This window comes from Kushneria indalinina DSM 14324 (genome assembly GCF_003385845.1).
GTDB classification, from domain to species: Bacteria; Pseudomonadota; Gammaproteobacteria; order Pseudomonadales; family Halomonadaceae; genus Kushneria; species Kushneria indalinina.
This window is the reverse complement of the sequence record NZ_QRDJ01000007.1, coordinates 83,413-95,376: the sequence shown is the minus strand read 5'-3', so window position 1 is coordinate 95,376 and position 11,964 is coordinate 83,413. Positions and strand designations below refer to the sequence as shown.

Below are 11,964 nucleotides of genomic sequence, written 5' to 3'. Positions count from 1 at the left end.
CGCATTGTCATGGTGCAATAGCGCACCTCAAAGGCGCATCAAAGGCGTGATAAGGCCGTATAGACGTGATGGCTGTCGTGACGCCTGTTTCGATAGCTGACCAATCGGTCAGGTGTCGTGGCCATTTGGCCGGACTCTTGCATGGCAGCTCATGTCTTCGCTTTCAAGGTGATCCGACCATGTCGCAATCCAATCCACCGCCAGATTCCCGGGATGATCTTATTCATGCACTCGATGATCGCCCCGCGCCGGGGCCGGCACTGCTGGCGGCCGTTCAACATGTACTGGCATGCTTTATTGCCATCGTCACCCCGACGCTGGTGATCGCAGGCATTCTCGGGCTTGATCGGCAACTGCCCTATCTGCTCAGCATGGGTCTGATGGTATCGGGGGTGGGCACTTTCCTGCAGGCCCGAAGGCCGTGGGGCATCGGGGCCGGCATGATCTGTGTTCAGGGCACCAGTTTCTCCTTTCTCGGTGCGATTACGGCGGCCGGTCTGATGGTGCAATCGCGTGGCGGCAGCCCGGATGACATGCTCGCCATGATTTTCGGCCTCTGCTTTTTTGGCGCGTTCGTCGAGATTTTCCTGAGCCGGTTTCTACATCAACTGCGCCGGATATTTACACCGCTGGTTACCGGTATCGTCATCACGATCATCGGCATGAGTCTGATCCCGGTCGGTATGACAAGTCTGGGCGGCGGCGACGGCGTCGATAATTTCGGCGACCCCGGCTATCTGGGTATCGGCGCACTGACTCTTTTGATCATCGTGATTCTCGGTCACGCGCGTAATGCCTGGCTGCGGCTTTCGGCCATCGCCGTTGCGCTGGCCATTGGTACGCTGGTGGCATGGCTGACCGGTGTGGCCGGTTTTACCTCGCTTGAAGAGCAGCCACTTATCAGTCTGCCCATTCCATTTCGCTATGGTTTCGATTTCGAGTGGTCGGTGTTTTTGCCGATTGCCATGATCTATCTGATTACCGCGATCGAGTCGGTCGGGGACCTGACGGCCAACTGTCTGATCTCGCGCCAGCCGATTGAAGGGCCGCGCTATCTCGAACGCATCAGCGGTGGCGTGCTGGGAGACGGGGTCAATTCGATGCTGGCAGCGGTGTTCAATACCTTCCCCAACACCACCTTTTCCCAGAATAATGGAGTGATTCAGCTCAGTGGAGTCGCGAGTCGTCACGTGGGGCAGTATGTGGGCGTGATTCTGGTGATTCTGGGGCTTTTCCCGACGCTGGGGGCAGTGCTGTCGCAGATTCCCCAGCCGGTGCTGGGTGGGGCGCTTTTGATGATGTTCGGCAGCGTGGCCGCCGCCGGCATCCGTATTCTGGCTCGCGTTACCCTGAACCGGCGTAGCCTGACCATTATGGCGGTTGCCTTCGGTGTTGGTCTCGGGGTGGCAAGCAGTCCCGAGATATTCGATCAGCTGCCAGAAATGGTGCGTCTGCTGCTTGGGTCGTCGATCAGCGCCGGTGGTCTGGTGGCCATCGTTTTGAATCTGCTGCTGCCAGACCACGCAATACGTGATCAGGTCCCTTCGAGGGCTGAAACGGAACGTTCCGCATCCTGAGTGCCGGGGACGTTGCTTCATGCAGCCTGCGACGCTCGGCGCGGCGGCTTGAGTCGGCGGGAGAGCTGTTTCTCCAGCAGCTCGAAGCTCGCCCACGAAAGCGTCGCAATGATGACCAGGCTGATGGCCAGCGTCAGCCAGACGGGCAGGCCCCAGTGCTCGTGTAAAAATGCATGGGCCAGCCACAGCACGATGACATGGACCAGATAGACCGAATAGGACTGATCGCCCATTTGGCGCAGAGCATGGCAGCGCGTAAAGATGGGTTCCAGCCGAATCATGGCAATGACCAACAGCGCAGCCGGCAGCCCCCACACGGCCAGTCGCCAGGCCGATTGATCGGTAAAGCAGAGCATGAGTGCCATGCAGCCCAGCGCCAGAATGGCCCAGGGCGTGCGTGTGGTCGCCGGTGACAGCTTGCCGTGGTGATACAGCATGCCCACGCCCAGGCCCAGCAGGAATTCGTAAATAATGGGGTCGGTGTAGAAGCTGCTGATCATGTCCAGACGTGGCAGCAGTAGATTGAGCAGCGCGATCATCATGATCACGATCCACATTCTGGCGCGCGGCGGCAGCAGAAAGGAGAGGGCAAAGACCAGATAGAACATCATCTCGAAATTGAGCGTCCAGCCCACCGGCAGTATGGGATAGTCGCCAAAGCCTGCCGGGTTTTCGTTGGGAATGAACAAAAGTCCCATGATCAGCGAGGGCAGATCCAGCCCGTAATCCGGCATCAGGTCACTGGCAAAAAAGAGAATGGCGGCGGTGACGGCCGTATAAAACCAGTAGACCGGCACGATGCGTGCCGCGCGCTGCCAGAGAAAGCGCAGGGTTTTCATCGAGCGGTCGGCAGTGGTGATGTAGATCACAAAGCCGCTGATGACAAAAAAGAGATCCACCCCCATCTGCCCCCGGGTGGAGAGCAGGTGGCCGGCCGGATTGTCGGTGTCGAAGCCGAAAAAGACCTGCATGAAGTGGTGAAAGACCACAAGCCAGGCGGCAAATGCGCGAAGCGCCTGTACGGAGACCAGCATACAACGTTCCCTGTCGTGCCGTGGGCAGTGCGTCCCTGCCTGAATCAGGAGGGCAAGTGTAGGACACCGCGTCGGCGACAGGATTCACCGGGCTGAAATATTTCGAAAAGCGGTTCGGTTCGGGAGGCGTCACTTGTCCCGATTGGCACGCATCAGCGCTTGCTGATAGGCCCCGGCGACCTGATCGGGTGACAGCCCCAGCTCTGCCAGATGAGGCCAGTCGATCCTCTCCCACTGGGCCCTTTGATAGTCGATGGCCGTTTGCAGGATCAGACCCAGCGGGCCGGTGCGTCGCATCAGGGCGGCCTCGATCTCGGGATGCACGGGGATCTGCGCCAGGATCTCTTCCAGCGGCTGATCCATGAAGCTGTCAAGACACGAGAACAGGCCCACGGTAAAGCCCATCTCGCTGGTCTGACCGGGGAGCTGACTGGCCAGCTGATGGCAGAAGTGCCCCAGCATCATGGCCAGCTGCTGCAGGGCGTGCGGCTTGTCATCAAAGCGCGACAGCACCAGAAGACTTGCCAGGCTTCGAATACGCGACAGTCCCAGCGCCATGACAGCGCCGTGCAGGGACGTGACCGGGCGGCTTTGCTGGGCAAAGGCTGCGTTGGCCATGCGCAATAGACGCACGCTCAAGAAGGGGTCGCGCTGGACGATCTCGGCCATGTCACGCATGGAGATATCGGCGGCGTTGAGTTCGGCCAGAAGCCTCAGGATATTGAGGCGATTGATCGGCATGACCCGGCCATAGACGGGCTCCGGACGGGCCAGAAAATAGCCCTGAAACAGCGTGCAGCCTGCGTCCATGGCGATACGGTAGTCTTCCTGCGTCTCGATCTTTTCGGCCAGCAGCTGAAGGTCGGGATATCGCGCCAGCAGGCTCTGAATAGTGTCTGCAAGTGTCTCGGCGGTATAGAAGGGATAGTCGAGCTTGACGACATCGACAAAGGGCAGCAGCGGGTGACTGGCGTCCGTCAGAGTGTAGTCATCAAGCGCCATGACATGGCCCTCTTCACGCAGGCGGACCAACGCCTCGATGACCTCCGGGGTGTCGGTAACGTCTTCCAGAATCTCGATGATCAGGGCGCGGGAATCAAAGGGGATGTCCCGGATCAGACTGTCGGCAGTGAAGTTGACGTAGGCAGGCTGGTTGTCGCATACCTCACGGATATCGGCCGCCGTAAAGGCATTGATCAGCACCTGGCTGGTAGCGCGATTGCCATCGAAATCGGCGGCCACGATCGGGCCGCCGCCATAGGGGCGAAACAAAAGCTCGTAGCCGGCCAGCGCCAGCTTTCGATCATAGATGGGCTGTCGGGCAAACAGGACGCCAGCGCTGTCGTCGGAGGTTTCGCTCATATGATGTCTTGGGCTTCATTGAAATAGCGTCCACACCGTGGCTTTGACAGGCCATGACACCTGTTGCCTCAATCAGTGCCTGCCTGTAGTGCTCTAACCTTATCGCCCGGTATCCACATGACTTGAGCGCGGGCCCCTGAAACGCTGTCCACCCGGTCGCCCTACGTTATCGACGCGCGCGTATTGTCATCAGGAACGTGCTGCATCGAGACAAAGCCGGAGATCTCCTCGATGCGTCCGCACCACTCCACCACATGGGGCCAGTCCAGCAGCAAAAGACCGGCCTGATCGGCGATGTGGGTGTGGGCAAACAGGGCAATATCGGCCAGCGTCAACGTATCGCCGGCCAGAAAGGGCTGCAGGCTCAGCGTCTGTTCCATGATATCCAGCGCCTGACGGGCGCTTTCCTGACGCGTCATCAGCTCTTCAAGGCGTTCACTCGGGTCGCCCTGATACCAGTGAATCAGGCGGGCGACCGACAGGGAGGGCTCATGACGATGCTGCTCGAAAAACATCCACTGCAGCATGCGGGCACGATCGAAATCATCGTCGGGCACCAGCGCACTGTTGCTTGCCAGGTAATAGAGAATGGCGTTGGATTCCACCAGCGTGCGCCCGTCGTGGCGTTCCAGCAGGGGAACACGGCGGGCAGGATTGCGGGTGGCAAAGTCGTCGCTGCGGGTTTCGCCGGTCAGGAAATCGACATCGAACCAGCGATGACTGATCTCCAGCAGTGCCAGGGTAAGCCTGACCTTGTAGCAGTTGCCTGAGCGGTAGTCGCCGTAGACGGTCATCATGGCATCGTCTCCGTGATCTGTTGGCAAATAAGGAGGATGCAGACAGTGTGGCACAAGGCTTCGGGACCATCCTTAAGCCTTTGGCAATGTAACGTAACAGGGCCCTGCCACCATGGTGGCAGGGCCCTGCAGGTCACGGATCGATACTACCCCGGTCAGGCGGTGGCAAGCATGCCGGTCTGACGTTGTACCTGCTCGGTATCCATCAGATGAATGGTCACCGGCACCGATTTGGCCGCAATCGTATGGCTGCGCTCGTCACGATTGGCAATCGGTATCAGCCCGTTGGTTTCGGGATAGTAGGCCGCCGCGCAGCCTTCGGGCACGTCATAGGGCATGACCCGAAAGCCCGAGGCCCGCCGCTCGATGCCATCTTCTGCCACGGCGCGAAACTCGATCATGTTGCCCTCTTCAAGGCCGAGCCGCTTGATATCGGCCGGATTCATCATCACCACCATGCGTGTGCCGTAGACATCGCGGTAGCGATCGTCGAGCGAGTACACCGTGGTATTGAATTGATCGTGGCCGCGGGTCGTGATCAGCTGAAGGTAGTCGGCCTCCGGAGAGGTCATGCTCGAGTCCAGCGTGTCCTCCGGGAAGAGGAAGTTGGCGCGGCCGCTGTCGGTCTTCCAGACCCGCTCGCGGGCGGCGTTGTAGAGATGGAAGCCGCCAGGTTCACCCACGCGAGCGTTGTAATTCTTGAACATGTCCGGAAAGACCGCCTCGATGCGATCACGAATGCGCGTGTAGTCCTCGCTGAGCCACTCCCAGTCCACTTTGGTATGCGGTGGCAGGGTAGCGCGGGCGATGCCGGCAATGATCGCCACCTCGGATTTGAGGTGGGGCGAGGCCGGTTCGAGCTGGCCGGTCGAGCCATTGACGTTGCTCATCCCGTCTTCAAGGGTCACGGTCTGCAAAACGCCGGCCTGAATGTCTTTCTCGGTACGCGCCAGGCACGGCAGGATAAAGGCCTTCTTGCCGTGGATCAGATGGCTGCGGTTGAGCTTGGTCGAAATCTGCACGGTCATCTTCAGCGTATTGAGCGTCTTCTCGGCGACCCGGTCGATATCGGGAATGGCGCGGAAGAAGTTGCCGCCAAGGCCAATGAAGGTGTCTACCCCACCGGCCAGAATCGATTCACAGCAGGCCGCCACGTCGTCACCGTGCTGGCGGGGTGACTCGATATCAAAGACTTCGTCGAGCTGGCTTAGAAACGCTTCGGTCGGCTTTTGATAGATGCCGACGGTGCGGTCGCCCTGCACGTTGGAGTGACCCCGCACCGGGCAGGCACCCGCGCCGCGTCGGCCGATGTTGCCGCGCAAAAGCAGCAGATTGATGATCTGCTGCACGCCGTCGCCGCCATGCGCCTGCTGGGTGATGCCCATGCCCCAGCAGCAGATCACGCGCTCGGCGCTCATGTAGACCTCGGCGGCCTGCTCGATCGCCGCCCGGGTCAGCCCCGAATGGCGTTCGATGAGGTCCCAGTCCAGCGCGCGGCAGTGATCGGCAAAGGCCTCGAGACCGTGGGTATGGGCCTCGATGAACTCATGATCCAGCACGCGCCTGTCGCCGTTCGCCTGTGCCCGATCGTCGGCTTCGATCACGACCTTGCACATGCCCTGGATGGCCGCGATATCGCCGCCAATACGCACCTGGTGATACTGCGAGCTGATGGTGGTGCCGGAAGGCTTGAGCATGTCCATCGGGCTTTGCGGATTGGCAAAGCGCACCAGCGCCTTCTCGCGCAGCGGATTGAAGGTCACCACGGCCCCGCCGCGGCCGACCAGTTCATGCAGGTTGCCCATCATGCGCGGGCTGTTGGTGCCGGTGTTCTGGCCAAAGATGAACACCGCATCGGTATGATCAAAATCGTCCAGCGTGGTGGTGGCCTTGCCCACGCCCAGGCTGTCGGGCAGCGAGACCGTGGTGGTCTCGTGACACATGTTGGAGCAGTCGGGGAAGTTGTTGATGCCATACATGCGCCCGAAGAGCTGATACATGAAGGCCGATTCGTTGGGTGCATGGCCCGAGGTGTACAGCTGTACCCGCCAGCGATCCTCCTGTGCCTTGAGCTCTGCGCCGATCTCTTCAAAGGCGGCTTCCCAGCTGACCGCCTCGTACTTGTCCGTTTCGGCGTTGTAGCGCATCGGGTTTGTCAGGCGGCCCTGGCTTTCCAGCTCGTGATCGCTCCAGTCCGAGAGCTCGGTGACGGTGTAGCGCTCGAAAAATTCCGGGCGGACGCGCTTGCGGGTCGCCTCCCAGGCCACCGCCTTGGCGCCGTTTTCGCAGAATTCGGCCATCGCCGGCTTGACCGGGTCCGGCCAGGCGCAGCTGGGGCACTTGAAGCCATTGTGCTTGTTCATCGACAGCATCAACCGGTTGCCGATAAAGGGCACTTCCTGGCGCAGCATGTGCTGCTCGACCGCCTTGAGGGCCAGCCAGCCGCCGCCGGGAGAGCCTATGTCCTGTGTGCCGTAAACGTCGCTGTTACCCTGATGCGCAGTGTGTTTTTTCACCATGTGGCCTCCGTGCCAATACGGTTGAAAGATGACAGGCAGCGCTGACGCTACCGTGACAGTCCGCAATGATGACAACACTCATCGAATGCGCTGCCCCGGCTGGATGGAAGGGGGCCGGATAGCGTCAGCGCCGGAGATAATCGATTGTTGTGAGCCTGGTACACGAACTTAACTTGTGCTTAATAGGAATCAGGCAAACCCTCGATAAGTTCAGTGCATCGGGCCGCCGGCGGGGAAGGGCGGGCGCGCCAGCCAGATCAGGCCGATGGCGACGATAAAGATGATCCCGAACAGCCAGATAACATCGTTGAACGCCATGGTGGCGGCCTGAGCGTTGACGACCTCGTTGATCATCATCCAGGCGCGCTGATCCTGCAGTCCCAGGGTGCCCAGCTGATCCAGATAGTGCTCGGTGGCCGGGCTGCCGGGCACCACCGATTCGGTCAGGCGCGCGTGATGATAGATGCTGCGATGGTCATAAAGCGTCACCGACACCGCCGTGGAGATACTGGTGGCCAGCGTTCGGCAGAAGTTGGAAAGGCCCGAGGCATCGGCGATCTGATCGTCTCTGAGCCCGGCAAAGATGATCTGATTGATGGGCACAAAGAAAAACGCCACGCCGGCACCCATCACGAAGCGGGGCATGGCCAGCTCACTGTAGGCAATCTGGCTGTTGAAGCCTGCCGCCCAGAACGAGCAGAAGGCAAAGATGCCAAAGCCCACGGTGACCAGCACGCGCAGGTCAAAATGGCCTTGAAAGCGTCCGACCAGCGGGGAGGCAAACAGCGCCAAAATACCGATGGGTGCCACGGCAAGCCCGGCCCAGGTGGCGTTGTAGCCCATCACCTGCTGCACCCAGTTGGGGGTGATCACGGTATTGCCGAAAAAGGCGAACATGCCCAGTGACAGACACAGCGTACCGATGGCGAAGTTGCGCTGGCCGAACAGGCGCAGGTTGACCACCGGGCGGCGGTGCATCAGCACCCAGGCCACCAGAAAGGTAATGCCGACCAGCGCCACGATCCCCAGCGTCACGATCATCGGCGAGGCGAACCAGTCGTGGTCATTGCCGTTGTCGAGCATGAACTGCAGCGCGCCCACGCCAATGATCAAAAGCCCCAGCCCGATGACGTCCACCGGCACCCGGGTGGTTTTTGATTCGCGCCCGCGCAGCAGCCACAGGCTTAACACCAGCGACAGAATGCCGACCGGGATGTTGATGTAAAAAATCCACGGCCAGGAGTAGTTGTCGGTCAGCCAGCCGCCCAGAATCGGCCCGCAGATGGGCGCGACCACCACCGTCATGGCCCACAGACCAATCGCCATGCTGCGTTTCTCGGCAGGATAGTTCTTCAGGAGAATGGTCTGGGTCAGCGGCACCAGCGGGCCGGAGACCGCCCCCTGCAGCAGGCGAAAGATCACCAGCATGAGCATGCTGTTGGCCAGCCCGCACAGCGCCGAGAAGACGATAAACAGTGATATGGAGGTGCAGAACAGGCGCACCTCGCCAAAGCGGCGCGCCAGCCAGCCGGTCAGGGGCTGGGCAATGGCACTGGAAAGGGCATAGGCGCTGATCGCCCAGGTGCCCTCGCTGGTACTCACTCCCATGTCACCGGCAATGGTATGTACCGAGACGTTGACGATGGAGATGTCCAGCACCTCCATGAAGGTGGCAAGCCCCATCGCCAGCGTCAGCAGCACCAGGCGAATGCCGCGCATCGGCGGCAGCGCCTCCTGCTGGGGGGAGGTGGTCGCCGCTTCACTCATGGGGTGGCGCTGTCGGCAGCGTCGGTGAGCAGCTCGCCGGCGTTGTCGCGAATGATGGCCATGGCGGCGGCATCGGCCTGCTGCTGGCGCGCCTCAAACACCTCGGTGTGCTGCGGCGGTCGCACCCGGGGCGCCTCGGCCAGCATGGGGCCATCGGCGTTATCATTCAGCTCGATGCGGGTATAGGTGGAAAGCCCCATCCGCAGTGGATGAGATTCAAGCGTGTCGTCATCGAGGGTGATGCGCACCGGCACGCGCTGTACCACCTTGATCCAGTTGCCGGTGGCATTCTGGGCCGGCAGCAGCGAGAACGCCGCCCCGGTGCCCGCCGAAAGCCCGGCCACGTGACCGTGATAGACCACGTCCGAGCCATAGAAATCGGTGGTGACGGTCGCCGCCTGGCCGATGCGCACCCGCCCCAGCTGGGTCTCCTTGAAGTTGGCCTCCACCCACAGATCATGGAGCGGTACAACCGTCAAAAGCGGCTGACCGGCCTGCACGCTCTGGCCCAGCTGCACCTGTCGGCTGGCCACGAAGCCGTCGACCGGGGCGATCACCTGCGTTCTTTGCTGGGCCAGCCAGGCGTTGCGGTAGGCGGCGCGCGCCTGCAAAACGCCCGGGTCGTGCCACACATCGTTGCCGTCGATCAGGGCGTGGGCCGCACGTGCCTGGGCCTGGGCCTGTTCGAGCTGTGCCTGGGCGGCATTGAACTGCCGCCGGGCGCTGTCGACCTCTTCCTTTGAGGCGGCGCGCTGCGCCAGCAGCGGCTTGCGGCGTTGATACTCGTCGCGGGCGCGTTCGAACTGCGCACGCGCCGTGACCGTGGCGGCATCGAGCTGGACGGCCTGTGCGCGCTGCTGGCGATACCGGCGCACGGCCTGTGCCAGCTGTCCGGCAGCCTGGTCAAGAGCATTGCGGGTATCGCTGTCATCGAGTGTGATCAGCACCTGCCCGCGCTTGACCGGTTCGGTGTCCTCGACATTGATGGCAGTCACCGTGGCGTTGATCTGTGCGGAGACATTGACCTGATCACCCTGCACATAGGCGTCATCGGTAATGACCCGGGTGCTGAGCACCAGCGTGTCCAGCAGATACCAGCCAATGCCGGCCAGCGCGAACACCAGCGCGATGACAAGCAAAATGATGTTGCGCTTTTTGCGCGACACCGGCGCCTCGGGATAGTCGCCTTCAGCGGGCGGTTGACCGGCGTCGGCCGTGTGATCGGTCTCAGTGGCCATCGGTTGTACTTCCACTTGTTAGATAGCGCGCATCACGCTCGGGTACGCGGCCATGATAACCGCCGCCCAGAGCATGAATCAGCTGTATTCGGGTATCGAGCAGCTCGCCATCGAGCGCCAGGCGGTTCATTTGCTCCCGGACCAGCCCCTGCTGCGCCTCGATCAGGGCGCGCGGGTCCTCGACCCCACGCGCGTCGCGCTGGCGTGCAAGCTCGAGGCGATGCTGAAAGCTTTGGAGCGCCTGCGTCTGTGCGGCACGCTGCGCCTCGATTTGATCCATGGTGACGGTCTGGCGCGCCACGTCCTGGGCGGCGTCCACGACGCGCTGGTTGTAGTCGGCAATGGCACTTTCAAGCTGTGCGCGGCTGGCGTTATAGCGCGCATCGAGCCGGCCGCCTTCGAAAATGGGCAGCGTGACCGCCGGGCCGAACGAGGCCACCGCGACATCTTCGTTGCGACCGCTGCCCAGCGGGTGCACGCGCAGAAACCCTGCCAGCGCCGACAGGCTGACATTGGGGTAGTAATCCGCACGCGCCTGATCGATACCGCGCATGCCGGCCTCGACCTGCCAGCGGCTGGCCATGATGTCCGGACGGCGGGCGATCAGTTCGAGCCCGGCATCGCGTGGCAGGGCCGTTTCCAGCTGCGGCAGCGGCCGTGGCGTCAGGTCATCAAGCTGATCCGGGGAGACGCCCATCAGGGCCGCCAGCTGCACCTGATCCAGGCGGGCGGCGCCGTTCAATTGGGCGCGCTGCTGCTCAAGCAGGGAGAGCTGTTCGTGGACCTGATCCAGTCGTGCGGGGTTTTCGATCTCGCGTTCAACGCGCAGGGCGGTAATCCGCAGGCTGTCGCGCGTCGAGGTCAGCAGGGCATCAAGCGATGACAGCTGGGCCTGACGCAGCTGCCAGTCCATGTACGCGCGCGTGATGCCCACCTGCATGGCGCTGGCGGCGGCGGCCTGCTCCAGCCGTGCGGCGTGGCGCTGGTCGACGGCAGCCTCGATGGCAGCGCGTTTTTTGCCCCACCAGTCGACATCCCAGCCAAACGAGAGCGTGGCCAGGCCTGCGTTGCTGCGCTGACTGTCTCCGGCGCTGCCGGTCTCGAATCCGGGCAGGCCGAGCGCCGGGTACTCAAGGTCGGTATGGCTAACGCTCTGATTGACCCGGGCGCTGCCTTCAAGCTGCGCGCGGGTGTCTGCCTGGCGGCCCTCGAGCTGGCGGGAGGCGGTGTCAAAGCGGGCACGGGCGCTGTCCAGCGACGGTGCCCCGGCCATGGCGCGCTCGATTAGGGCGTTGAGCTGGGGATCGTTAAAATCGTGCCACCACCGGGCATCCGGCCAGTGTCCGGGCGTGTCCTGATCGGGCTCAAGCCCTGCCAGCGGGGCGTGTTCGCGCAGGGTCAGTTCGGCCGGCGCCATGGCCGGTGCGCCACAGGCGCTGAGCAGTGTGCAGACCAGCATCAGACACAGCAGGAGAGCGGCAGGACATCGCGGGGAGAGGGCTGAAAGCTGGTGCATCATGTTTCCGATGAAATGGCAGGCAGGCGATATGGTAATACACATTAACGGCACTGAAGGGTGAATGCTTTCAAGGGCATATTTCAGCACCAGACAAGCCCGCTGCACTAATGTAGGCCTGACTGTCGCGCGTGTCGCGTGGCCCACGTTCCAA

8 protein-coding genes are annotated in these 11,964 nt (G+C 61.9%); 1 reads left to right on the top strand and 7 read right to left on the bottom strand.

What is annotated here, in order from left to right:
* The first annotated feature begins 179 nt into the window (after positions 1-179).
* The gene (locus tag C8D72_RS07085; RefSeq protein ID WP_115853726.1) at positions 180-1,577 is read left to right on the top strand and encodes a uracil-xanthine permease family protein; all 1,398 of its coding nucleotides are present in this window, start codon (positions 180-182) and stop codon (positions 1,575-1,577) included.
* 17 nt (positions 1,578-1,594) lie between these two features.
* Here C8D72_RS07085 and C8D72_RS07080 read toward each other — a convergent pair whose 3' ends face one another.
* The 7 genes from C8D72_RS07080 to C8D72_RS07050 all read right to left on the bottom strand — a co-directional run bounded on the left by C8D72_RS07080 (position 1,595) and on the right by C8D72_RS07050 (position 11,810).
* A complete protein-coding gene (locus C8D72_RS07080) occupies positions 1,595-2,611 on the bottom strand; it encodes an acyltransferase family protein (RefSeq protein ID WP_115853725.1) in 1,017 nt (338 codons plus the stop codon).
* Between the two features lie 129 nt (positions 2,612-2,740).
* Positions 2,741-3,973: an EAL and HDOD domain-containing protein gene (locus tag C8D72_RS07075; RefSeq protein ID WP_115853724.1), complete on the bottom strand. Its 1,233-nt coding sequence runs from the start codon at positions 3,971-3,973 to the stop codon at positions 2,741-2,743.
* Between the two features lie 161 nt (positions 3,974-4,134).
* Positions 4,135-4,770 (bottom strand): glutathione S-transferase family protein, encoded by a 636-nt coding sequence (locus C8D72_RS07070; RefSeq protein ID WP_115853723.1) that lies wholly within the window; start codon positions 4,768-4,770, stop codon positions 4,135-4,137.
* Between the two features lie 155 nt (positions 4,771-4,925).
* A complete protein-coding gene (locus C8D72_RS07065) occupies positions 4,926-7,289 on the bottom strand; it encodes an FdhF/YdeP family oxidoreductase (RefSeq protein ID WP_115853722.1) in 2,364 nt (787 codons plus the stop codon).
* Positions 7,290-7,499: 210 nt separating this feature from the next.
* A complete protein-coding gene (locus C8D72_RS07060; protein ID WP_115853721.1) occupies positions 7,500-9,056 on the bottom strand; it encodes a DHA2 family efflux MFS transporter permease subunit in 1,557 nt (518 codons plus the stop codon).
* Positions 9,053-10,294 carry an HlyD/EmrA/EmrK family protein gene (locus C8D72_RS07055; RefSeq protein ID WP_115853720.1) on the bottom strand — a complete coding sequence of 414 codons (1,242 nt, stop codon included), beginning with the start codon at positions 10,292-10,294 and terminating at the stop codon, positions 9,053-9,055. Before C8D72_RS07055 ends, C8D72_RS07060 begins: the two co-directional genes overlap by 4 nt.
* Complete coding sequence (locus C8D72_RS07050) at positions 10,284-11,810, bottom strand: efflux transporter outer membrane subunit (RefSeq protein ID WP_170140530.1); 1,527 nt, start codon at positions 11,808-11,810, stop codon at positions 10,284-10,286. Before C8D72_RS07050 ends, C8D72_RS07055 begins: the two co-directional genes overlap by 11 nt.
* Positions 11,811-11,964 lie beyond the last annotated feature (154 nt).

Coding starts and splice junctions, on each gene's coding strand:
- C8D72_RS07085 (WP_115853726.1), top strand. CDS start 180: ATGTCGCAATCCAATCCACCGCCAGATTCCCGGGATGATCTTATTCAT.
- C8D72_RS07080 (WP_115853725.1), bottom strand. CDS start 2,611: ATGCTGGTCTCCGTACAGGCGCTTCGCGCATTTGCCGCCTGGCTTGTG.
- C8D72_RS07075 (WP_115853724.1), bottom strand. CDS start 3,973: ATGAGCGAAACCTCCGACGACAGCGCTGGCGTCCTGTTTGCCCGACAG.
- C8D72_RS07070 (WP_115853723.1), bottom strand. CDS start 4,770: ATGATGACCGTCTACGGCGACTACCGCTCAGGCAACTGCTACAAGGTC.
- C8D72_RS07065 (WP_115853722.1), bottom strand. CDS start 7,289: ATGGTGAAAAAACACACTGCGCATCAGGGTAACAGCGACGTTTACGGC.
- C8D72_RS07060 (WP_115853721.1), bottom strand. CDS start 9,056: ATGAGTGAAGCGGCGACCACCTCCCCCCAGCAGGAGGCGCTGCCGCCG.
- C8D72_RS07055 (WP_115853720.1), bottom strand. CDS start 10,294: ATGGCCACTGAGACCGATCACACGGCCGACGCCGGTCAACCGCCCGCT.
- C8D72_RS07050 (WP_170140530.1), bottom strand. CDS start 11,810: ATGCACCAGCTTTCAGCCCTCTCCCCGCGATGTCCTGCCGCTCTCCTG.